19 protein-coding genes are annotated in these 25232 nt (G+C 43.2%); all 19 read left to right on the top strand.

Going from position 1 to position 25232, the window contains the following annotated elements:
- Positions 1-17: 17 nt before the first annotated feature.
- On the top strand, positions 18-1703 hold the full coding sequence (locus OZ660_RS10020; protein ID WP_274743396.1) for a dihydrolipoyllysine-residue acetyltransferase: 1686 nt from the start codon (positions 18-20) through the stop codon (positions 1701-1703).
- A 214-nt stretch (positions 1704-1917) separates the two neighbouring features.
- Positions 1918-2769 (top strand): 23S rRNA (adenine(2030)-N(6))-methyltransferase RlmJ, encoded by an 852-nt coding sequence (locus tag OZ660_RS10015; protein ID WP_274743395.1) that lies wholly within the window; start codon positions 1918-1920, stop codon positions 2767-2769.
- A gap of 23 nt (positions 2770-2792) precedes the next feature.
- Positions 2793-4655: a serine/threonine protein kinase gene (locus tag OZ660_RS10010; RefSeq protein ID WP_274743394.1), complete on the top strand. Its 1863-nt coding sequence runs from the start codon at positions 2793-2795 to the stop codon at positions 4653-4655.
- On the top strand, positions 4648-5505 hold the full coding sequence (gene tesB / locus OZ660_RS10005) for an acyl-CoA thioesterase II (protein WP_159624460.1): 858 nt from the start codon (positions 4648-4650) through the stop codon (positions 5503-5505). Before OZ660_RS10010 ends, tesB begins: the two co-directional genes overlap by 8 nt.
- A gap of 18 nt (positions 5506-5523) precedes the next feature.
- A complete protein-coding gene (locus OZ660_RS10000) occupies positions 5524-6045 on the top strand; it encodes a gamma carbonic anhydrase family protein (RefSeq protein WP_274743393.1) in 522 nt (173 codons plus the stop codon).
- 490 nt (positions 6046-6535) lie between these two features.
- Positions 6536-7657, top strand: coding sequence for a pyridoxal-phosphate-dependent aminotransferase family protein (locus OZ660_RS09995; RefSeq protein ID WP_274743392.1), 1122 nt, complete (start codon positions 6536-6538; stop codon positions 7655-7657).
- Between the two features lie 233 nt (positions 7658-7890).
- Positions 7891-8586 (top strand): SIMPL domain-containing protein, encoded by a 696-nt coding sequence (locus OZ660_RS09990; protein WP_274743391.1) that lies wholly within the window; start codon positions 7891-7893, stop codon positions 8584-8586.
- Between the two features lie 12 nt (positions 8587-8598).
- Positions 8599-9054: a GAF domain-containing protein gene (locus OZ660_RS09985; RefSeq protein WP_232369746.1), complete on the top strand. Its 456-nt coding sequence runs from the start codon at positions 8599-8601 to the stop codon at positions 9052-9054.
- Positions 9055-9056: 2 nt separating this feature from the next.
- Positions 9057-9347, top strand: a complete 291-nt coding sequence (locus OZ660_RS09980; protein WP_159624468.1) for a hypothetical protein — start codon at positions 9057-9059, stop codon at positions 9345-9347.
- A gap of 16 nt (positions 9348-9363) precedes the next feature.
- On the top strand, positions 9364-10032 hold the full coding sequence (gene proQ / locus OZ660_RS09975) for an RNA chaperone ProQ (RefSeq protein WP_274743390.1): 669 nt from the start codon (positions 9364-9366) through the stop codon (positions 10030-10032).
- Positions 10033-10034: 2 nt separating this feature from the next.
- Positions 10035-12077 carry a carboxy terminal-processing peptidase gene (prc, locus tag OZ660_RS09970; RefSeq protein ID WP_202265787.1) on the top strand — a complete coding sequence of 681 codons (2043 nt, stop codon included), beginning with the start codon at positions 10035-10037 and terminating at the stop codon, positions 12075-12077.
- Positions 12078-12159: 82 nt separating this feature from the next.
- Positions 12160-13494, top strand: coding sequence for a sodium-dependent transporter (locus OZ660_RS09965; protein WP_274743389.1), 1335 nt, complete (start codon positions 12160-12162; stop codon positions 13492-13494).
- Positions 13495-13536: 42 nt separating this feature from the next.
- Complete coding sequence (gene nhaC / locus OZ660_RS09960; RefSeq protein WP_274743388.1) at positions 13537-15012, top strand: Na+/H+ antiporter NhaC; 1476 nt, start codon at positions 13537-13539, stop codon at positions 15010-15012.
- A gap of 30 nt (positions 15013-15042) precedes the next feature.
- Positions 15043-17652 carry an aminopeptidase N gene (gene pepN, locus OZ660_RS09955; RefSeq protein ID WP_274743387.1) on the top strand — a complete coding sequence of 870 codons (2610 nt, stop codon included), beginning with the start codon at positions 15043-15045 and terminating at the stop codon, positions 17650-17652.
- On the top strand, positions 17639-17881 hold the full coding sequence (locus tag OZ660_RS09950; RefSeq protein WP_274743386.1) for a DUF2835 family protein: 243 nt from the start codon (positions 17639-17641) through the stop codon (positions 17879-17881). The genes pepN and OZ660_RS09950 overlap by 14 nt, the downstream gene beginning before the upstream one ends.
- Before the next feature lie 258 nt (positions 17882-18139).
- The gene (locus tag OZ660_RS09945; protein ID WP_274743385.1) at positions 18140-20203 is read left to right on the top strand and encodes a DUF1302 domain-containing protein; all 2064 of its coding nucleotides are present in this window, start codon (positions 18140-18142) and stop codon (positions 20201-20203) included.
- A gap of 12 nt (positions 20204-20215) precedes the next feature.
- Positions 20216-21583: a DUF1329 domain-containing protein gene (locus OZ660_RS09940; protein ID WP_202265775.1), complete on the top strand. Its 1368-nt coding sequence runs from the start codon at positions 20216-20218 to the stop codon at positions 21581-21583.
- A 79-nt stretch (positions 21584-21662) separates the two neighbouring features.
- Positions 21663-22709: a WD40/YVTN/BNR-like repeat-containing protein gene (locus tag OZ660_RS09935; RefSeq protein ID WP_274743384.1), complete on the top strand. Its 1047-nt coding sequence runs from the start codon at positions 21663-21665 to the stop codon at positions 22707-22709.
- A 15-nt stretch (positions 22710-22724) separates the two neighbouring features.
- Complete coding sequence (locus OZ660_RS09930) at positions 22725-25043, top strand: efflux RND transporter permease subunit (RefSeq protein ID WP_202265771.1); 2319 nt, start codon at positions 22725-22727, stop codon at positions 25041-25043.
- Positions 25044-25232: the final 189 nt, after the last annotated feature.

Here is a 25232-nt window from a genome sequence, read left to right as displayed (position 1 = left end):
GTCAGGGTGAAAGTATTATGACAATAGAATTCATTCTTCCCGATATCGGTGAAGGCATTGTTGAATGTGAGCTACTTGAATGGCTCGTAGCTGAAGGCGAGCACATTGAAGAGGATCAACCGGTTGCCGAAGTAATGACAGATAAGGCGACGGTGCAAATTCCCGCAATGCATGCTGGTGTAGTTGAGAAATTGCACTATGCAGTGGGCGACATTGCAAAGGTTCATGCACCTCTATTTTCAATGACACCAGACGATGCTGTTGAGCAAGGTTCCGAGCAAAATACAAAAGAAGCAGATGAAGCGGTTGTATCGCTAGCAAATGAAGATAGTCAACAACTGACGGGTCAACTTGAAAGTGCCATTGAAGATTTTATTTTGCCCGATATCGGAGAAGGTATTGTCGAGTGCGAGATAGTTAAGTGGAATGTTGCTGAAGGCGATCAAATTGAAGAAGACCAAGCTGTTGTCGAAGTAATGACAGACAAAGCTGTGGTTGAAATTCCAGCAAAAAACGCTGGTGTTGTACATAAGCTTTACTATGCACAAGGTGATATTGCGAAAGTACACAGCCCGCTTTTTGCTCTAGCGGTAGAAGGTGATGTTCAACAGATAAATACCTCGTTTGAACAACCAGCAACGCCAAATAATAAGGACAGCGCTGCAAAATGCGATAACAGTGCTGTTGATACTAGCACGCCTTCGGCTAAGGCGGCCTTACCAGCAGACAATGCAAAATTTAAAGACGGTGAATTTGAGCCACCAATTGCTATACCAGGAAAGGTACTCGCTAGCCCAGCCGTCCGTCGTATTGCTCGCGAGCAAGGTATTGATTTGCTGAAGATAACGGGCAGCGGTAAAAAAGGCCGCATCCTAAAAACGGACGTTATTGAGTACGTTAGTCAAGCCGGTTCATCTGTAAAGAGTAAAGAAGGGCAGCCAAGTGATACACCTATAACGTCAAAAGGCGTTGGCATGGCTTCGAGTCAAGCAACGGGTGGTGTAAAAACCGAAAAAGTGCGCGGAATACAGGCCGCAATGGCTAAGCAAATGTCTGCATCAGTTTATACCATTCCGCATTTCACGGTTAGTGATGAAGTAGTAATGGACAACCTAATGGCACTTCGTCAGGCCCTTAAGCCAGACTTCGAAGCAAGGGATGTAAAACTTAGCTTCATGCCATTCTTTGTAAAAGCGATGTCTTTGGCGTTAACAGAATTTCCGGTTATCAATAGTCAGTTAAACGACGACGCCACAGAAATAAGTTACTTCGAAGACCACAACATCGGTTTTGCAGTTGATTCTAAAATTGGCTTGCTTGTACCAAATATTAAAGGTGTTCAGCACTTGTCGTTGTTTGAAATAGCAACACAAATGCAGGATATTATTAATCAAGCGAGGGAAGGGCGAGTGTCTGGTGAACACCTTAAAGGCGGCACTATTAGCATTTCAAATATTGGTGCTATTGGCGGTATTACTGCAACGCCTGTTATCAACAAACCCGAAGCTGCAATTGTCGCGTTAGGCAAAACACAAAAACTTCCTCGTTTTGATGATAACGGGAATGTTTTTGCACAGCATATTATGGCGGTTAACTGGTCTGGCGATCATAGGATCATCGACGGTGCGACTATGGTGCGCTTTAACAATCTTTGGATGAGTTATCTGACTCAGCCAGAAAAAATGTTGATGCACCTGCGCTAGCGAAGCAATACTGAAATACGTAAAGGCTAATGACATTGGTTATTAGCCTTTTTTTGTATACCAACACCAAATCCTATCGATGCACTATCACAATATAATGAAAGGCATGGTTCACCTTTAGCGTAACTATTTGTGTATTGGCTCATATGGTAACTGATGTGCATATCGGGGTAAGATAGCAGCTTTATCTATTATCGCGTTTTATCGAGGTTTTGTGCTTAGTTATCAACATGCATTCCACGCAGGCAACCATGCTGATGTTATAAAACACCTTTGTTGGTTAGGTGTCATTAATTCACTTAAAAAGAAAGATAAACCTTTCACGCTTTTTGATTCACATGCAGGGGCAGGTTGTTACGACTTTAGTGACGCGATGTCGTCAAAAAATAAAGAGTATGAGACAGGTATTAGTCGAATCCAAAATGTACATGCAGATTCGGCGCTACTAAAAGATTATCTTACGCTTTGCGGCACATTCTTAACACACAATAACTATCCAGGCTCGCCGGCAATAAGTGCAGTAGCGAAGCGCGAAGGGGATACGCTACATGCGATGGAACTCCATCCTGCGGAGTTCGAAAAGCTCAGTACATATTTGTATCGATTAAAGTCCGCTAATACCCATGTGCACAAGCGCGACGGATATGAAGGGTTACGAGCGCTTACGCCACCAAAGCCGAATAGAGGTGCAATTTTAATTGACCCACCGTATGAACGTGCAAGTGAATATTCTGATGTCATCAAAGGCGTAGAGCAGGTCCTCAAACGTTGGAAACAAGCTCAGATTGTTATTTGGTATCCACTTTTGTCTGCTCGCGCAGGTGCTAAACAAGGTGCTAGTGAGGTTATGGTAGATAAGCTGGCTCAAACTGGATTGCCATGTTTTAAAGCTGAGATAAAAATAGCACCGAGCTCAGAAGATGTAGGCATGTATGGTTCGGGCGTTTTGGTTATCAACCCTCCTTGGCAGCTCGACTTGCAACTAAGCACTGCACTAGACGATGTCATCAAAGACATGGGTGAAGCATCGACTGCTGAATTGACTTGGATAAACCAAGACACGTAACGTCGTGCCATAGGTAAATTAGTATGACCCAGCTCAAAGGTTTAAAGCATTTCTATATCCCTGATGAACAGTCAATTTACCTATTGTCTCATGCTGATGCAAAAAAGTTAAAAGACTGGGTGAACCTTTGCATTAACCAGTTGAGAAACTTAGGCTATGGCCAAATCGAATTACTAGGTAAAGGTGCGTTTGGTTTCGCGTTTGCGGGCATAGCGCCAGACGGTGAAGAGCGTGTATTTAAATTTTCAAGGATAACGCTCCCTCAACATGTGCAAGACCGGTTGGAAGAGGAAGCCTTTATGCTTTCACATGTCCACCATCAATATGTACCTCGTTTTATTGAGTATCAGCAAGTTAGAAAACAGTCTATTTTGGTAATGGCACGTGCGCCAGGTGAAGATTTAGAAAAGGTCAGCCTAAAGCACGGCCCATTGCCACCACGTGTTATTGTAAAAATTGCGGTTCAAGTGGGTGAATTATTGGCTAATTTTCGCCAATACAGTGAACAAGGTGAAATCAAGCCCATCGTTCACGGCGACATCAAACCGTCTAACCTTGTTTGGGATGATAAAAACGAAGTCGTTGGATTGATTGACTGGGGATCATCTGTATTTGCCCAAACTGATATCAACGGCCAATATGTGGGCAATAACGTGATGGACTTGATGTCAGGCGAACTGCATCAGACAAATGCTCGCCTTGGAGATGTCTATTTTATCGGGGAAGAGCAACTAAATGGTGCACTATCAAGTCCACGGTTTGACGAGCAAGGTCTAGCGAGTACGTTATATGCTCTGGCGTCTGGCCAATCTTGTCGTTATGGTAGCAAAGTTATCACACCATCATCGTTAGGCTTACCTAAGATGTTGGCCAATATTTTGGACTATATGCTAAGTGATGACGCTGAGAAAAGACGTCAAGGAGGCGACTATCTTTTTAACCACTTACATGTTTTAAAAAACATGGTTTTTACAGAAGATAGAGATTATCAATACCAACCACTTATACCCACATGGGTGTCGCATCAAAAAACAAGTATTGAAACTGTTGTTTATAGCTCGAGGAAGTCATACCTAAGGCAACAAGCCATACTGGGTGAAAAGGACGCACAAAATTTACGTTACATTGATGATGCGCAGTTTGATCGTTACTACAAGAATTATCTTCAAGGTATGGGTGATACTGAAAAGGCCTTTGTATCAGCCATTAGTCGCTTAGGTAAGTATCCAGTTGTAGGCGGTATGGCTGTTCGTTGGGAGCCGGAAGGAATATACGTCGACTCAAGTCTAAATCTTTATGATGAGTCGCTAAAAACCGCGTTCGAATTAGCGGTAAATAACGTAATCAACTTAGCCAGAGCAATTCACAAACCTGCGGTATTCAAATGTTGTATGTTCAACGCAAAGAACACCCTTCATATCGATAGAGAAAGTGAAGAAGACGAGTTCATTCCTGCACATGATTTAATTATCCCCTATGAGCTATCTCGGGTCTCTTCACATAAAGATGACTCTCGCACACATTCTTATTTTGAAGATGGTGACGACCCTGACGAGTTACTCAAGTTGCCAGGCGGCATAATTGAAACGATTAGGCAGCTTAATGCTATTCACCATACAGGTTGCATTATTTTTGAAGCGTTGCCTACCCATTTAAAAATTCATAATTATTATACGTTGCTTGATCACAGCCAAGAAAAGAATTTCAGAGAGTTATTATTAACATTGGTCAAGCAAATACCATCAATAAAAGGTTTAGGTATTTCAGGCTTTATGAAGTTACCCTATAAAGATACTCGCTTTTTTGAGCACAAAGCTAAGTTGCCAGAAAAGTACTATCCCAGAAATCCTAAAGCCGTAGTAGAAGAGAGCAATCACAATGTCTGAGATAAAACTATCATCTTTATTTGAGTTAGAAACCGTTGAAGCGGGCATTTATCGTGGGCAGAGCTGGGACCTGGGGTTTCGTGCACTATTCGGAGGGCAGGTTTTAGGTCAAGCGCTAGCTGCCGCCTATGAAACCGTAGAATCGGACCGAATTGCTCATTCGTTTCATACTTACTTTTTGTTACCCGGCGATGCTAAAAAACCGGTCGTTTATGATGTAGAAATTGTGAGAGATGGAAGAAGTTTTTCAGCACGACGGGTTAAGGCTATCCAAGACGGGCGCAATATATTTTATATGACAGCATCTTTCCAAGTACCACAAGAGGGTATGGAACACCAGCAACCTGTCATGCCGAATGTACCGCCCCCGCAAGAAGTTCAGTCTGATCTTGAATTTTATCAGGCCCATTTCGATAAAATTGCTCGCCCCATGCGAGAGGCACTTAGCTATCATGAACCAGTGGATATCCGAACCGTTGATGCTGCAAATTCATACCAGCCAGTAAAGCGAGAACCTACGCGCTACATATGGATGAAAGCGCGTAATCATTTGGCAGGGTCGTTATCAATGCATCAAGCTGCACTTGCCTATGCGTCCGACTATCATTTTTTAAGTACTTCTCTTCAGCCACACGGTGTCGCAGTTACAGATAAGTCATTGCGTATCGCTACAATTGATCACGCTATGTGGTTTCACCGTCCAATAGATATGAATGAATGGTTGTTATATGCAATGGAAAGTCCGTTTAGCGGAGGTTCAAGAGGATTAGTGCGCGGTCAAATTTTCAATCAGAAAGGCGAGCTAGTTGCATCAACAACACAAGAAGGCCTGATGCGCAAAGTTGATTAAATCGTAAGGGAGAACACCATGATTTACAAACTAGAAAGTCAAATTCCTCAAATGGCTGATAATACGTATGTTGCACCCGGTGCTCATGTTATTGGAAATGTTGAATTAAAAACTGGCAGCAGCGTATGGTTTAATGCAGTGCTACGCGGTGACATGGACAAAATAACGATAGGCGAGAACACCAATATTCAAGACGGTAGTGTTTTACATACTGACGAGGGGATTCCATTGACGCTAGGTACTGGTGTTACAGTAGGACATAAGGTGATGTTACATGGATGTGAGATCGGCGATTATTCACTTATAGGAATAAATGCAGTGGTCCTCAACGGGGCTAAAATTGGTAAGTTTTGCATTATTGGGGCGAATGCGTTGATTACTGAAAATATGGACATTCCAGATTATAGCTTGGTGGTTGGCTCGCCAGGTAAGGTTGTGAAAACGCTAGATGCCAGTGTAGAGCCCAAATTAAAAGCATCAGCAGCGCATTACGCAAACAATGCTCAGCAATACGCCGACAAACTTGAACCACTCGTTTAGCTAACTGCTCGATTAGCTAAGAGCCTTGCGAGTATCTTTATATTACCTGTAAAAACTTCCCCATAAAAAATGCCCAGAACAAACGTTCCGGGCCTAGGGGAATGGCTCATTGCTGAGCCGTGCGCTAACTTTTACAGGGAGAGTGTATGTAAAATCCTTCAAACGGACAATGATTATAGAATACATTTGGTTATTTTATAAACACAATGTGTGTGAATTTTATCTTACAACTCTCTTAACTCAGCAATTATTCAATTTACTCCCATAATTTCAATCAGATAGAAACTGGTCGGATCTTTACATAAAAGTGAATATATTTTATACAGGCTTTGCGCACTTTATGTACACAACTTATCCACTTTGATGTCATGTATGCATGACGCACTTGCCATTCATATTATTTATGTTCGCTACAGATGGTTGTGCACACATGCTTTCCTTGTACTATGTCTGATAACACCATTTTACAGAACAAAATAAGGATGGAATCATGCAATCGCTTTCTACTTTTCTTCCCCCTGAACGCACACTAATGGGCCCAGGACCATCCGACGTTAACCCTCGAATTCTTAATGCAATGGCTAGGCCCACATTAGGGCATTTGGACCCACTATTCATCGAGCTAATGGATGAGACGAAGTCACTTCTGCAATATGCATTTAAAACAGAAAACGCACTTACAATGCCCATTTCTGCGCCTGGTTCTGCTGGTATGGAAGCATGCTTTGTCAACTTGCTTGAGCCCGGAGACAAAGCGCTAGTATGTATTAACGGCGTGTTTGGCCTTCGTATGGTTGAAAATGTTGAACGCTGCGGTGCGGTGGCAGTGACCGTAAATAACACGTGGGGTGAACAAACGGACCTAAATGCAGTTGAAGACGCGCTTAAAGCGAACCCAGATATTAAAGTACTTGCCTTTGTGCACGCCGAAACATCAACGGGTGTGCGTAATGAAGCGAAATTACTCTGTGAACTCGCTAAAAAATATGATTGTTTGACAATCGTTGATGCAGTGACATCTTTAGGTGGTATTGAGTTAGATGTTGACGGTTGGAATATTGATGCGATCTATTCAGGTTCGCAAAAGTGCCTTAGTTGCGTTCCGGGTATTTCGCCTGTTTCTTTTAGTGAAAAGGCCGTAAGTGTAATACAAAACCGCAACACAAAAGTACAAAGCTGGTTCTTAGACATGAACCTTATCGTGGGTTATTGGGGGCAGGGGGCTAAGCGCGCTTATCACCACACAGCTCCAGTAAACAGTATGTATGCCATGTACGAAGCCTTATTGATTCTAAAAGAAGAAGGATTGGAAAACGCATGGAAACGCCATGCAAATGGCCATGCCAAGCTTGCCGAAGGGCTGGCTGATTTGGGCTTAGAGTTGACCGTTGATAGTGCCTATCGCTTACCACAACTTAACGTAGTTAAAATTCCTGATGGCGTAGACGACGCGGCGATACGTAAACAGTTACTTGATGAATTCAATTTAGAAATTGGTGCAGGTCTTGGGGAGCACGCAGGAAAAGTTTGGAGAATAGGGCTTATGGGATACGCTTGTAAGCCTCGCAATATAGACCATTGCCTTGCAGCGTTGCGCAGCGTTTTAAAATAATAAGCGCACAGTATGATTATTTTTAAGCCAGCGCAAATGCTGGCTTTTTTAATTGCCTCAAAAATACCACCACTCACCTCAAAAGTGATCTACCTAAACAGCCTATATGCGTAAAGTATAGAAACCTGTTTTAATGCCATTTGTGCCACACTACAGTGATAGGCTTCGTTCATAGTGCGTTCATCACACGTTGATAAGGTATTTATCATCCAGAACTATTTGAAAGGACTTTTATGACTTTTTATCGCAATAAATCACGAATTATTGGGCTGTTTGCTGTATTACTTACTGGGTTTTCGCAGTCAGTTTTAGCGAATGATGCAGTAATTAATGTTCAAGGAAGTGGTGCAATCGAGGTCACACCTAATGCTTATTCAGTAACTTTTGTCGTTGAAGAAGAGGGCGATACTGTCAGCAAGCTAAATAGTCAGTTAAATGCTGACTTACGCCAAGTGGTGCAGTTTCTATTGAGTCAGGGCATAGCGGAAAAGCATATACAAAGCATGCAGGTAAGGTTGCAACCGCGATATGTCAATACGCCTCAAGGTAGAGTTCAACAAGGCTTTAGTTTGTCGCGTGATATTATTGTCACATCTACAGATCTTGATACTTACGATAGTGTATTAGATGGCGTGTTAAAACGCGGAGTGGATAGAATACAACAATTTAATTTTATCGCACTGAGTGAACAAAATGCCTACGAACTTGCCCTTGTCGCGGCGGTGAAAGATGCAAAGCAACGTGCACAGCTTCTTGCAAAAGAATTGGGGATAGAAGTAGGCGAAGTTGTTGCAATCTCTGAAAGTGGTGGCAATATGCCGATTCCGGTTATGCGCGCCGAAGCAATGGCCAAAGATATGTCTATGTCTTTACCAGGGCAACAACGTGTTGAAGCGCGAATTAACGTAACGTTTAAAATTGTTCAATGACAGGATTTACGATTGAAAGAACAACTCTATAACCAGTTAGTCAGCCAAGCGCAAAGCTTGGTTTCTGGTGAGCATGACCTCATTGCAAATATGGCCAATATTAGTGCACTTCTTTTTAACCAACTGGAAGATGTCAATTGGGCAGGCTTTTACTTGTACAAAGAAGAACAACTTGTACTTGGTCCGTTTCAAGGGCAACCAGCGTGTATCAGAATTCCTATGGGCAAAGGTGTTTGCGGAACAAGTGCTGAAACACGTACAGTTCAACGCATTGCAGATGTGCATCAGTTCAAGGGACACATTGCATGTGATGCAGCGTCTAATTCCGAAATCGTTATTCCTTTAGTGCTAAATAACGAATTAGTCGGTGTATTGGATATCGATAGCCCCATTCACGATCGTTTTAGTGAAGAGGATGAGGTAGGGTTAGTAAAAATTGCCAACATCCTAATGGAATCTCAGCAATAATTATGAAAACGAGTGTTGATATACATGTTGTTCTGTCGACGTTTGAAGATATGGAAGACTTTCACGATGACCCAGATGAGGCATCTGAACGTTTAAATTTCATTCTTCATGCAATCTATGACGCCGCAGAAGAAGATATAGAAACGCAGCGATTAGAGCAAATTTTGCACTACGCATGGGAATCTTGGCAACAAGATAAGCATTTATTAGAAATAGATGACGACGAATTGCTTGATTGGGTTGACCACACGCTGGCAACTTGGGATGATGCAAGTAACGATGAAATCTCCTGAATAATTTAGAAAGTTAATGGAATCACCAGAGAAGTTTACAACCAGTAAGGAAGTTATTGCTTTCCTTGCAGAGACCTTTCCGAAATGTTTTAGCATTGAAGGCGAGGCCCGCCCACTTAAGATTGGCATTTTTCAAGATTTAGCCACTCGTTTAGAAGACGATGAACGTGTAAGTAAAACACTTCTGCGTTCTACGCTACGTCACTACACCAACAGCTGGCGCTACTTATATAGCATCAAAGAGGGTGCTAACCGCGTAGATCTAGATGGTGTTGAAGGCGATACAATCGAGAAAGAACACGCCGACCACGCGCAGCAACAATTGGAAGAGAGTAAAGCTAAGGCGGCTGAAAAGCGTAAAGCTAAGCAAGCTCAACAACCAAAGCGCAAAGAAAAACGTCAATTTAATCGCCCGAAAGGTGAAAAATCTGAAAAATCGGACCATGCTGATAGTAAGCGCGGAACTAAACCGAAAAATAACAGACCAAACAATACACCACCTGCAAAATTGACTGAAAGCGATTTGCAACAGGGAACGCTAGTTACCGTTAAACTAGGTAAGGCTCCTATGCCTGCAGTTATTACTGAAGTAGCGAAGGACGGCATTCACGTTCAGCTCGATTCAGGTATGGTGGTAAAAGTAAACGCAGACGCTTTACGTTTGGCACGCTCCAAGAGGTCGTAAATATGAAAGACATCCTTCGAATTTCCATTGCTAGTGCATTTCTTACCGTAGGGGTAGGTGCTGGCGCCGTTACTTCAACTCCAGAAGTTGATGAGCTTCCCATTCTTCAACAGGAATCTCAGCACAGTGTTGCAGCAAAACGCGTAAGCGCGCTTTTTACAAGGGCGCATTACAAGGAAATTTCGTTGGATGATGCTCTTTCTGCACGTGTTTATCAGCGCTTCGTCGACTCGTTAGATCACAACAAGCAAGTTCTTTTGCTTTCTGATGTTGTAAGTTTCGAAAAGTATCGCGGTTTGTTTGATGATGCATTGAGCAAAGGCAATTTATCGATTGCTTATGACATGTACAACGTGAGTGCAAAACGCCGAATTGAGCGTTATGAGTACGCGTTGGCATTGTTAGAGTCGGGCCCTTTCGACTTCGAAAAAGAAGGCGATAAGTTCTTTTATGATAGAGAAGATGCTGAATGGCCGACATCAACTGCCGAGTTAGACGAAATTTGGCGCCAGCGAGTTAAATACGATGCACTAAATCTAGTTTTGGCCGACAAAACGTGGGAAGAAGCCAAAGAGCTTCTAACCAAGCGTTACACTCGCGCAATCAAGCGCACCAAGCAAGCGAAAAGCGAAGACGTTTTTCAAACAGCTATGAATGCATTTGCGCGCACAATTGAAGCACATACAAGCTATCTATCGCCACGCAACGCAGATCGTTTCCAAATGGAAATGAATTTATCCTTTGAAGGGATTGGCGCTGTATTACAAAGCGAAGATGACTATACCGTCATCAAAAGCATAGTGCCTGGTGGCCCTGCCGATGAGTCTGGTGCAATTAAACCTGAAGATAAAATCGTTGGTGTTGCACAAGAAGACGAAGAGTTTGTTGATGTCATCGGGTGGCGCTTAGATGAAGTTGTCGAATTAATCAAAGGCCCTAAAGGCAGTACTGTGCGCTTGCAAGTAGAGAAAGGCGCAAGTGATGCAAAAACCACTTCTGTCGTTAGTTTAACTCGAGACAAAATTAAACTTGAAGATCGCGCAGCAAAATCTGAAGTGTACGTGCCTGAAACAGGCCCTCATGCTGGTGAGCCGCTTGGTGTAATCACCATACCTAGCTTTTACAACAACCTAAGTGTTGATGTGGCAAAAGAGATAGAAAGTTTAAAATCGCAAAACGTAAAGGGCGTAATAGTCGATTTACGTGGTAACGGTGGCGGCTCTTTAACAGAAGCTACGTTGCTAACAGGCTTGTTTATTGAAAAAGGGCCTGTGGTACAAATTCGTTACGGGCAAACCAAAGTAAGCGTGAATCGCGATACTGACGGCGAAGTAGCCTACGATGGACCACTTACTGTATTGGTTGACCGTTATAGCGCTTCGGCATCAGAAATTTTTGCCGCAGCGATGCAAGATTACAATCGCGCGCTAATTGTAGGTGAGCAGACCTTTGGTAAAGGTACTGTGCAGCAACACCGCGGCCTAGGTAAAATTTACGACCTTTACGATAACCCGTTAGGAAGCGTTCAATTTACTATTGCTAAGTTCTATCGCATCAATGGTGGTAGTACTCAACACAAAGGTGTTATTCCAGATATTCTTTATCCTTCGGCAATAGAGCCTGCAGAGTGGGGTGAAAGTCAGGCGGAAAATGCGTTGCCTTGGGATAGCATCAACCGTGCTAATTATACAACGTTTGCAGACGGCACCGCTGCACTGGATGTATTAACTGCAAAGCACAATAAACGTATTCTACAAAACCCTGAATTCTCTTACATTCAACAAGACATTTCGGAATATAAAGAGAATAAAGATAAAAACTATATCTCATTAGTTAAGTCAGTTCGTGAAGCAGAAAAGAAAGAAGCGGAAACTAAATCCCTTGCACGTGCTAACGAACGTTTACAGCGTATGGGATTAGAAACCGTCGCAACATTGGACGACCTACCTGAAGATATGGAAGAATTAGACCCATTCTTAGATGAAGCAGCCAATATCACATTCGACATGATTGAAACTGGCCGTTACGCAATTACAAGAAATTAGTGGTGACGGAAAAAGGGCTGGTCTATGGCCAGCCCTTTTTTTGTGTCTATAAAATACTAAAACAATAATAAAGGGAAATAACATGGCTATCAGAGGCGAATTTTCCTCTCGTATAGGATTCGTGCTAGCAGCAGCAGGTTCAGCAGTAGGGCTCGGAAACATCTGGGGCTTTCCTACGAAAGTAGCCAGTAACGGTGGTGCCGCGTTTGTACTTGTGTATCTTCTATTAGCGTTTGTCTTAGCATACCCAGTGTTAATGGCAGAACTCATTATAGGGCGAAGCTCACGCTCAAATATGGTCGATGCATTAGGTAAAATTTCGGGTAACTTCATTGGCCGCGCAACGGGGATCTGGGGTTGCATAACGGTGTCTTTGATATTGGCATTTTATGCAATTGTTGGTGGCTGGATGCTGGTCTATTTTGCAGATGCCGCCGTTCGTATCTTCGGTTTAACTTCAGCAAGCGATTGGCTACTTACCCCTTCGGTTACGCGTAACATTATTTTTTGTCTGTTTTTCATGGCATTAACTGCATTTATAGTAGTAGGTGGCGTTAAAGCGGGTATAGAAAAATGGTCAGTGCGCTTAATGCCAACATTGGTTATTTTAATTCTTGCACTGATTGTATACGTTAGCTTGCAACCTGGTGCGGTAGAAGGGTGGAGTGCATACTTGGTTCCAGACTTCTCTCGTGTACTCGATCCTGAACTCTTAATTAATGCCATGGGTCAGGCCTTCTTCTCTATGTCGTTGGGTGTTGGCACCATGCTGGTATATGGCTCTTATTTAAGTAAGTCTGAAAACCTTCCAACAATTGGTGCGTCTGTTGCGCTGGTTGACATTGGCGTAGCGGTTATCGCGGGCATGTTGATAATTCCTGCCATGTACGTTGCTCTTAATAATGGTGTCGAAATATTTACCCCCGATGGTGCGCTCATTCAAGGTGACACCCTTATTTTTAAAGTATTGCCCGCACTCTTTGACACTATTGGTTCAGTAGGTGTATTCGTTGCTTTTGCTTTCTTTGCGCTAATGGCCATTGCGGCAGTGACCTCATCTATTTCTATGCTTGAAGTTCCGGTAGCTTACATGGTTGAAAGTAAGGGGCTTAAGAGAAAGAAAGCCGTTGTGTTTATGGCTGCGCTTATATTCACGTTAAGTTGCATTATCATTCTTAACTTTGACAGCCTGTTCGGTTTTGTCATTGCGCTTACTACAGAATACAGTCAGCCTCTACTTGGTTTCGCTCTGTGTATTTTTGCTGGATGGGTTTGGAAACGCGATGCAATTTTAGCGGAGTTGAAAGAAGGCAATGCACATGCGGAACATGGTTTGTTCTGGAAGATATGGCCGTGGTACGTGCGCTTTGTATGCCCTGTAATTATCGCGCTAATGTTCTATCGCTCGGTTTTTTAACACCGGAAGAAGTATAAAAATAAGGTTTTAAAATTAAAAACAATGACGACTAAAGAATTAAAAACACCGTCTTTACTGGATGCGCTTATCCCGATTGTAGCATTGGTTGTAATGATGGGCAGTGCAGTGTATTTGTTCGAAGACAACTCATCATATGGCCCTAACCAAATTGCATTACTTCTTGCAATGGGTCTCGCTGCCATTATCGGCATGAAAAACGGGTTTAGTTGGAAAACAATCGAGAAGGGCATTGTAGACGGTATTTCAATGTCTCTTGGTGCGTGTCTAATTCTGTTGGCAGTTGGCTCGCTAATTGGTACTTGGATGTTAGCAGGTACCGTTCCTACACTCATTTATTTTGGTTTGGAACTACTTAACCCCTCGTTCTTTTATTCAGCTGCTTGCTTGATTTGCGCAGTGGTGGCTATGAGTATCGGGAGTTCTTGGACTACCGCCGCTACCGTAGGTGTCGCATTGATGGGCGTGTCTGCGGGCATGGAAATGTCTGCAGCGATAACAGCTGGCGCGGTGGTATCAGGTGCTTACTTTGGTGACAAAATTTCTCCATTGTCAGAAACAACAAATCTAGCACCCGCAGTAGCAGGAACAGATTTGTTTGAACATATTCGTTATATGCTTTGGACTACCATTCCAAGTTTTGTCATTGCACTTATTCTTTTCACCATATTGGGCTTCAGTGAAGTTGGTGAGGCAAAGGCTGAACGTATTGAGCAAATGCAAACATTGCTGAATGACTCTTTTGATTTGGGGTGGCATCTTCTTATCCCTCTTGTGGTATTGCTTACACTTGCCATTAAGAAAATGCCTGCATTCCCAGCGGTCTTTATTGGTGCGCTTCTTGGTGGTGTATGGGCGGTTGTTTTCCAATGGGACGTGGTTACTGCGATGGCAAGTGCCGACGACTCTACAAATATTGGCGCATTAAAAGTTGTTTGGACAGCATTATTTGATGGCGTAAGTTTTTCAACACCAGACGAAAACCTAAATAGCCTATTGTCACGTGGTGGCATGTCTTCAATGCTTAATACTATTTGGTTAATTATATGCGCGATGTCTTTCGGTGCTGTGTTAGAGCGTGTTGGGCTACTTAAACGCGCAGTGTCAGCTATTTTGCTCGGCGCGAAGTCGGCAGGTGATATGGTAAGCCGCACAATTTTAACTTGTTTTGGTACTAACTTGGTAACCGCTGACCAGTACATTTCAATAGTTATGCCTGGCCGCATGTATAAAGAAGAGTTCAAAAAGCGCGGACTCGACCAACTCAATCTATCACGTAGTTTAGAAGACGGTGGTACGTTGACATCGCCTCTTATTCCTTGGAACACCTGTGGTGCATATATGCACAGCGTGTTGCTTGTAAATCCGTTCGATTACATTTTTTATGCATTCTTTAACGTAATCAATCCGATCCTTGCTGTTATTTATGCGTACTTAGGTATCAAGATATTGCGCATTACTCCACCAACTGTAGCCGTTGACAGTCAAGGTAATCAGTAATTTAACGTAGGCTTTCTTTTAGGAGGATCTATGTCAGTTCAAGCTAAGCGCCGGGCGGATTATAAACCGCCCGCTTTTTCAATAGCGACAGTTGACTTACACATCACACTTCACCCCACTGAAACACAAGTTTGCAGTAAACTCGCCATATCACGCGAAGGCAAACATAATGAGCATCTTGTTTTAGATGGAGATAATTTACCTGTTAATTCACTTAAAGTTAACGGGCAGACTATTGGCACAGATAAGTCAGCATCAAGCTACTATGTGTTAACTGACGCTACGCTTTCTATCTACACTGAGTTGAATGAATTTAGTGTAGAGATTGAGACCACAATCGCGCCAGAGAACAATAAAGCGCTGGAAGGCTTATACCTTTCAGGAGGGGCATATTGTACACAGTGTGAAGCAGAAGGTTTTAGGCGTATAACGTTTTTCATGGACCGGCCTGATGTGCTTTCTGTTTATACCGTTACTGTTGTTGCCGATACTTCAGTGCCTATGTTACTCGCAAACGGTAACCCTATAGATAAAGGTGAGTTAGCAGGCAACATGCACTTTGTAAAATGGCATGATCCACACCCTAAACCCTGTTACCTATTTGCATTAGTTGCTGGTGATTTTGATTTACTGAGTGATACCTACACCACAATGAGCGGTAAAGACGTTGCGCTAGAATTGTATGTTGACAAGGGCAAGAAAGAACAGGGGCAATTTGCGCTTGAGTCCTTGAAACGCGCGATGAAATGGGACGAAGATGTATTCGGTCTTGAATACGATTTAGACATTTACATGATTGTAGCCGTCGACTTTTTCAATATGGGTGCAATGGAGAACAAAGGGCTCAATGTCTTTAATAGCAAATTCGTTTTGGCTGATCAGAATTCAGCAACAGATGATGATTTCTTCAATGTAGAATCTGTCATTGCACATGAGTACTTCCATAACTGGACAGGCAATCGTGTGACTTGTCGTGATTGGTTTCAACTAAGTCTTAAAGAAGGGCTTACTGTATTTAGAGATCAACAATTTAGTGCCGATATGACATCTGCGCTAAGTAACCGAATTAAGCACGTACGTGTTATGCGAGAGCATCAGTTTGCAGAAGACGCCAGTGCAATGAGTCACCCCATCCGACCTGAAGAAGTCATTGAGATGAATAACTTCTACACGGTGACCGTTTATGACAAAGGGGCTGAAGTTATTCGTATGTTCCATACGCTTTTAGGACCGGATGGCTTTAGAAGGGGCATGGATGAGTACTTCAAACGACATGATGGTCAAGCAGTTACCTGTGATGACTTTGTATCAGCAATGCAGTCTGCAACGTCGTTAGACTTAACGCAATTTGCAAGGTGGTATAGTCAGTCAGGCACACCAACGGTAACAATGCATCATAAAGCATTAGAAGGATGTCATACTTTTACGCTTTCACAGCACACAGAGCCGACCGCTGACCAAGCAGATAAGTTGCCACTGTATATGCCTATCAATATCGAAATAATTGATCAGGATGGGCATGCGTATACAGATAACGAAGGCCTTATCAATGAGGGTATGCTAATACTAAGTGAACCGTCAGTGACCTTTACCGTCACTGCACCTAATAAAGTGCTAACACCGGTTATTCTTGGCAATTTTTCAGCCCCTGTTAAAGTGGATAACGCACTCGATACATTGTCTCTACTGACAATCTTTAAGCACGCTAAAGACCCATTTAACCGATGGGATGCTATGCAAACCTTGTACGACAGATGTATTCAACAACTGGAGTCGTCACCTGGTAGTGCAATTAGCAATGACATATGGGATGGCATAAAAGAGGCGATTGCTCAAGAGCGTAGCAATGTTGAATTGCTTGGCGAGTGCCTAGTGATCCCATCATTTGAAACCCTGTGTCAGACAAGAAACAACGTTAAGGTTGATGCTTTACTGTCGGCAAGAAATGCATTTTGTCGCCAGTTTTCTATCGCGTTGGAGCAGGAACTATTAAATGTATTTAACGGAATAGAAAGTGTCGAGTATTGTTATGCCCAATCGGCGGTTAATGAACGTCGTTGTAAAAATGTTGTATTGGCGCACTTGGCACGACTTCCACAATATGAATCGCTGGTACTAACGCATTTTGAAAATGCTGATAACATGACAGACACGTTGGGCGCTTTAAAAAGTGCTCAGTACTGTGATAAGTCTACATTCGACAAGCTCATGGCTGCCTTTGAGTCTAAGTGGAGTCACGACCCGCTTGTTCTAGACAAGTGGTTTGCTTTGCATGCAACGCAACCATCAGACGATATATTTGCCACGATTACCATGCTTTGTGAACATCCACAGTTTACAATGAGTAATCCAAATCGCGTTAGAGCAGTGATGGGGAGTTTCGCTTTTTACAATAGTGAAAAATTCCATGCAATAGATGGTAGTGGGTACAAATTTGTTACTGATTATCTGTTAAAGCTTGATGGAGTAAACCCGCAAGTGGCTTCACGCATAGTAACGCCGCTAACCCAGTGGCAACGTTTTGCAACGGAGCATCAAGTACTGATGAAGCAACAATTAGGACGACTACTCAATCACAAAGGGTTAAGTAAAGACGTGTTTGAAAAGGTCAGTAAAAGTCTGGCATATGACAAGCACTAGTCCTACAGACACCACGTTTTATTTTTCTATTAATGTGCCTTACAACCAGTGTGAGGCACTTTACGCGCCATCAATTCCCAATGTTGTTATGTTGAGCGAATCGGGTCTCAACGTCCAGATTCCAACCAACCGTTTGCGCCAATTCGTAACATCAATAGGCGTAAGAGGGCGCTTTCGCATGATCGTAAGTGCCGACAACAAAATTAAATCTTTTGAACGCATTCGGTAACGCTCAATCACCTTTCCATTTCTATTTGACAAGCGGTTAAAAAATCTACGCAATTAGTGCAATTAATCAGCATGCTCATAAATGAATTTTATACTCGTGATAATCCATTAACTATTTGATACGGTTAATGTTGTAAAAATTGTTAACTGGTAGGATTAGTTCTTGCGGTTCTGGCAAAATGATGTAATGATTTTGTTAATCGTAATGGTTGGTCATGACGTCACGCAATCATTCGCGTCGACTTGGGAGTATAAAAATATGAAAAACAGGCCTAGCGCTTTTAAAATGTCACCGGTAGCAGCAGGAGTTCTCTCGCTGTTAGGTGCTGCCGCACTACCTGCACACGCTGCGAATTGGCAAGTGGGTGATGTAAGTATTTCTCTAGATTCTACATTCACGCTCGCCACAAGTATCCGTACAGAAGCAAGGGATTATGATCTTATTGGTAACAGTAACCATCCACAATTTGACTGGACTGGTTATCACGCAGCTTTCAACCCTTTATACCCAAGCGGTGACGTATGGGCGCTTGCTGACGGTGGTTATTCTACCAATGGCGACCTTGGTAACCTAGCTCACGATCCAGGTGATGCGTTTGCAACACAGGTTTCAGGTACTCATGAATTAGACATCAACTTTGGTGACTACGGCTTCTTCGCGCGTGGTTTCTGGTTCTATGACTTCGAACAAATGGACGGTGACCGACCTTATTCGAATCCAATTACCGGTAATCAGTACGACCTATGTCAGGACCCAGAAGCAGAAGATTTGCTATGTACTGATATCCGTTTATACGATGCATTTTTCTATGGCGACTGGTGGCTTGGTGAAAAGCCGCTAACAGTACGTATCGGTCGTCAAGTTATCAGTTGGGGTGAGAGTACCTTCATTCAACACGGTATTAATACAACAAACCCAGTGGACGTTACACGTGCGCGCGCGCCAGGTGCAGAACTGCGTGAAGTATTTCTTCCTGTAGGTATGGTTTACGCATCACTTGGTCTTTCTGACACTGTGAGCATTTCAGGGTATTACCAGTACGAATGGCAGCGTAGTTGGCTACCTGTGTCGGGTAGTTACTTTGCAGGTAACGACTTTGCTGGCGACGGTGGTCAGCGTCAGAATATTCAGTTGGGTTTCAGTGGTAACCCAGACATTGATTTGGACCACCTACTAACTGCATTAAATGGCTATGGCGATCTGCTTCGTTCTGGGGCTAACGCGGCTGACATTTCTCAGGCTTATTTAGCGTATCCAACTAAAGTGGCCATTCGTGGTTTTGGTGATTCAGCGCATAATGACGCAGACGATCAAGGTCAGTATGGTTTGCGCCTAACATGGTTCGCTGAGAACCTAAATGAAACAGAGTTTAGTTTCTATCACATTAATTATCATAGCCAACGTCCACTTATTTCAGGTAAAACATCTGACTTTACCGCTGCAGGCATTGGTGCAGATTTGGCATTCCTAGCTCAAAACACTGTTACACGTGACAACATCACGCAGTTAGGTGCTTTTACTCAGTCAGAATTCTTCTATCCAGAAGATATCAAACTTTACGGTATGAGCTTTAACACCAACATTGGTACTACAGCACTTGCGGGTGAGTTTGCATATCGCGTAGACGAGCCGCTACAAATTGATGATGTTGAGTTGCTTTACATGGGTATGCCTGAGCAGCTAGCTAACGCGGGTCTTCGTCCAGATTTAGAAGGCATTTCACAGCTTAACAATATTGGTCGCGCAGTAGGACCAGGTGAAACTGCACAAGGTTACTTGTTCTCTGATACATGGCAGCTTCAGTTCACTGCGTCTCACGTATTTGGACCTAAGTTTGGTGCTGACAACTTTGTACTATTAGGCGAAGCGGGCTACGTAAATATTGTAGACATGCCAGATCCAAATGTTATTCGTTTGAATGCGCCGGGTACAGCACGTACACCTTCGCTTGAGCCAACACCTACTGGTAACCCTCGTCAGGGTTTACATCAAGCACTATCTGATGGACCAGAAACTAACCCATTTGCAACTGATGATGCGTGGGGCTATCGTTTATTGGCTGTTGCTGATTACAACTCAATTTTTGCAGGAATGAATTTGCGCGTTCGCGGTACGTTCTCTCACGATGTGGAAGGTACTACGCCTGATCCTTTATTCCTTTTCACAGAAGATGTTAAGTCTGCTGCGCTTTCATTTACGTTTGACTACTTAAGTAAGTGGTCTGCTACGGCATCTTATAGCGCATTCTGGGGCGGCATTGGTACAACCAACGCGCTTTCAGACCGAGACTTCATTTCGTTTAACATCAAATATGCTATCTAAAGAGTGGTTTTTATGATTAGAAAAGTAGGAATTATCGCTGCGGCGTTATCGCTAGCCCTAACCGGCGCAAACGCTATGGCAAAAGTATCTGATGCAGAAGCCAACAAGCTGGGCAATGAACTAACTCCACTTGGTGCTGAAAAGGCAGCAAATGCTGATGGTAGTATCCCTGCGTGGACGGGCGGTATTACAGCGGCTCCAGCCGGATATACTGTAGGCGATCACCATGCAGATCCGTATCCAGAAGACAAAGTTTTGTTTGAGATCACTGCACAAAACTATAAAGAGTACTCAGAGTTTTTATCTGAAGGTCAAAAGAAATTATTTGAAGCGTATCCAGATACGTTCCGTATGCCGGTATATCAAACGCGCCGTTCGGCCTCTAACCCGCAAGCTATTTACGATGCAACGAAGGTTAATGCGACTCGCGCTGAACTACTTGACGACGGTAACGGTATAAAAGGTGCGGTGTTAGGTATTCCATTCCCAATTCCACAAAACGGACTTGAAGCAATTTGGAACCATATACTTCGCTATCGTGGTGAAGCGGTACAGCGTAATGGTGGACAAGCAGCTGTTACAACAGGTGGTGACTACAACGTTATTGGCTTTGATGAACAGCTACTTATTAAGTACGCGGAAGAGGGAGCTACACCTGAAAAGCTTACTGATGAAAACGTACTTTTCATGTTTAAGCAAAAGGTAACTAAACCGGCTCGTTTGGCTGGTACAGCACTACTTGTTCATGAAACGGTTGACCAAGTTAAAGAGCCACGTAAAGCGTGGACATATAACACCGGTCAGCGTCGTGTGCGCCTTGCGCCTAACATCGCTTACGACACACCAGGAACGGCAGCTGATGGTCTGCGTACAACCGACGACTTCGATATGTTTAATGGTTCTCCAAACCGTTACAACTGGAAGCTAGTGGGTAAGAAAGAAATGTATGTTGCGTACAATAACTATGCACTACATTCAGACAACGCTAAGTATGAAGATATTTTGAAGCCTAACCACGTAAACCCTGATTTAACACGTTGGGAAAAACACCGTGTTTGGGTTGTTGAAGCTACACTTAAAGAAGGCTTCCGCCATATTTATCAAAAACGTGTTTTCTTCATTGACGAAGACAGCTGGCAGATCCAAGTTGCTGATATGTATGATAACCGTGGCGAACTTTACCGCGTTAGTGTAGCGTATGGTGTGAACTATTATGAAGTTCCTACTCAGTGGTCTACGCTTGATGCGTACTACGACTTAAACTCTCGTCGCTATCTAGCAATTGGTTTAGATAACGAGGAAGAAATGTATGACTTCACCGTACGCCCTCGAGACGTAGAATTTACGCCTCAAGCGTTACGACGAGAAGGTATGCGCTAATCGCCTTGAACAACAAACGGTTGGCACTTGCCAACCGTTTTTGTATACAGACAATTATAAATAGGGGGAATGGTTAATTATGAAAAAAACCATTGCAGCGTGCATTGCCGCCACCTTTGCAGTTAATTATTCAACTACTGCATTTGCCGAAGAAGCATTCATGGCACCTTTGGTTGAGCAATCTGTTCTTTTGGACATAGACGCTGATAAATTTGTCGTTATTGTCGGTGAACGGGGTCACGTTTTAGTTTCTGAAGATGGTCAGACTTTTAACCAAAAAGCTGTACCTACGCATTCAACACTCACAGCAACGACGGTCGTTGGTGAGCACATTTGGGCAGTCGGACACGACGCTGTCATTCTTCATTCATCTGATAAAGGCGAAACATGGGAAGTTCAAAACTATCAGCCTGAATTAGAGCGTCCATTCTTAGATGTTTTATTTTTCGATGAAAAGCACGGTATAGCGGCCGGTGCTTACGGACTTTTTTATCGTACTACTGATGGCGGACAAAACTGGTCTGCTGAGCGCCATGCCAGTCTTCTTGACCCCATGGACAGAGAATATCTTGATGAAATTCGAAAAGAAGACGAAGCCTTCTATCAACAAGAATTAGAGTCTATCCTGCCTCACTTAAATAGAGTGACGTTAGATGGGAATACGCTTTACCTTGCAGGTGAGGCGGGTTTACTGGCTAAAAGTGAGAATATGGGTGAGTCGTGGGAACGCTACTACGTAGACTACACGGGTTCATTTTTTGATATCAAGCCGCTTGACGCTCGAACTGTGTTGGCGGTTGGTTTACGTGGCAATATTTTTGTTAGTCGCGATGAAGGAGAGTGGGAATATGTTCAAACTTGCTCGACAAGTACATTAAATTCCATTTTGGTTGGCTCTGAATCCAAAGTTTATGCGTTGGGCAACAACGGTATGATGATCAGTGCTCAGCGGCCACTTCCAACCAGTATGCGCGATCCCTATGCTAACCCTACAGACTGCAAAGCAGACGAAGGGATAGAAGTAACACAGATAAAAGATAAAGCCGCATTGTTAAATGCCACACAGTTTAAGGGCAATAGTATTGCCGTGACTGCTAATGGCATAAAAACATTAGCGCTAAAATAGGGCAGTATAAGAACAATGACCCAATTTCTAGAAAGACTTGTCTTTGGTAACCGAAAACTTGTAGTGGCACTTTTCGCTTTAGCTACGGTATTTCTAGGCTACCAAGCTTCACAAATGCGCCTTGACGCGGGATTTGAAAAGAATATTCCACTTAACCACGAGTACATGAAAACCTATATTGAGCATCGTCAAGATTTTGGTGGTGCTAATAACATATTGGTTTCAGTGTGTGACAAAGAAGGCAATATATATAACCAAAACTTTTTCGATACGCTAAAAAACGTTCACGACCAATTGTTTTTTATTAATGGCGTAAATCGTTCATTGGTTATTTCGTTGTTTTCACCTTCAACCCGCTTTACTGAAATTGTAGAAGGCGGTTTTGCAGGCGGCCCAGTTATTCCAGCTGACTTTAATTCTTCAAACCAAGAAGCACTTGACCTTGTTGCGGCTAACGTAGAAAAAGCAAACATAGTTGGGCGGCAGGTTTCTAGTGATTACAGCTGTGCCATGGTTACCGCGCAATTACTTGATATAGACCCGCAAACAGGTGAGCCTCTCAATACTTTAGCGTTAGCGGCTGAGTTAGAAGAGCAGCTTCGGGGTCAATACGAGAATGACAAGACCTCCGTTCATATTATCGGTTTCGCTAAGATGATTGGTGACGTAGCGGACGGTGCAAAAGATGTTTTAGTCTTCTTCGCTATTGCTATCGCTATCACAGCAGTAATGGTGTACTTCTTCTCGCGCAGTTTCATGCTAACGCTACTCCCACTAGTATGTTCAATTATTGCAGTTATCTGGCAGCTTGGGTTACTCACATCGATTGGATTTGGGATGGACCCAATGTCGATTCTTGTCCCATTCTTGGTATTCGCTATTGGCGTTAGTCACGGCGTTCAGATGATAAACGCCGTAGAGAAACAAGCAGTAACAGGAATCGGCGCAAAACGCGCTTCAATGGCGGCATTCAGAAACCTACTTGTGCCAGGCGGAATTGCGCTGTTATCTGACACGGTAGGCTTTATGACGTTGTTGGTTATCGATATCGGCATAATTCGCGAACTTGCCATTACAGCGAGTATGGGTGTTGCCGTCATCATTTTAACTAATTTGCTGCTGCTTCCGGTATTAATGAGTTTCCTAAAGCTTGACCAAAAATATATGGACAAGTTTGCAGGGAAAGAGAATGCAAACGCGAAGTTTTGGGAAGTTATAGCGGCGTGTTCACGTAAAAAACCTGCGGCTATTATTCTTGCCATCACGGCTGTGCTATTCGTACTTGGCCATTTCCAAGCACAAAATATGAAGATTGGTGATTTACATGCAGGAGCGCCAGCTCTCCATGAAACGTCACGCTATAACCAAGATACTTTCTTGATTACCGACAAATATGAAGTAACGGTAGATTATATTTCTATTTTGGTTGAAACCACACCTGAAGCCTGTACATCACACAGTGTGATGAAGGCAATGGACGACTTCCAGTGGAAAATGGAAAACGTGCAAGGCGTTCAATCTGCTGTTTCGCTAGCATCAGTTGCTAAAATTGTTAACGCGGGATACAACGAGGGTAACGTAAAGTGGCAAGTACTACCGCGTAACCAACAAACACTGGTACAAGCGATTTCGCGCGTTCCTACCTCGTCAGGTTTGTTAAACAGTAACTGTTCTGTAATGCCAATTATCCTATTTATGGAAGATCACAAAGCAGAAACTATCTCTCGTGTGGTCGATGCGGTTAAACAGTATAGAACCGACTATGAAACCGACGACATGAAGTTTAGCTTGGCATCAGGTCCAGTTGGCGTTATGGCCGCGACGAATGAGGCAGTAAGTGCAGCGCAAGATCCAATGATGCTTTATGTTTTTGGCGCCGTTATCGCATTGTGCTTAATTAGCTTCCGTTCAGTAAGAGCAACGTTAGTCGTTGTTATTCCACTGTACGTTGTATCGGTATTGGCACAGGCACTGATGACGTATCTTCAAATAGGGCTCACCGTATCCACTTTGCCAGTTATCGCACTTGGCGTGGGTATCGGCGTAGACTATGGTATTTATATCCTTTCGACGAAGAGCCTAATGTTGAAACAGGGAGCGACGGTTCAAGAAGCGTATTTTGCGGCGCTTAAAGAACGCGGTAGCGCAGTATTGTTCACAGGTATTACCTTGGCTATTGGTGTGAGTACATGGGTATTCTCATCGCTAAAATTTCAAATGGACATGGGTATTTTGCTTACCTTTATGTTCGTAGTGAACATGCTTGGTGCAATAATTGTACTGCCAGCACTGGCTAGGTTCCTATGGTGGAATAAGTGTGACCCTGGTGCATAAATTATTTTTGCATAGCTACGCATAAAAAAGGGCCTTTAGGCCCTTTTTTTTGGTGTTTTTTGCATACTTATCTATCCTGTTAAATTAAGGTTAAAATTGGGCTTTCAATAGCGTCATTTATTAGAGAAAATAGTTAGGTACTCAGCACTTATACCAACGAGACTGGTATTACCACTTTAAAAAAAGGTT

It is taken from the genome of Alteromonas sp. 009811495 (assembly GCF_028865455.1).
In the GTDB taxonomy this organism is placed as follows: domain Bacteria; phylum Pseudomonadota; class Gammaproteobacteria; order Enterobacterales; family Alteromonadaceae; genus Alteromonas.
The sequence above is the reverse complement of the archived record's forward strand: the minus strand, read 5'-3'. Positions and strand labels throughout refer to the sequence as shown.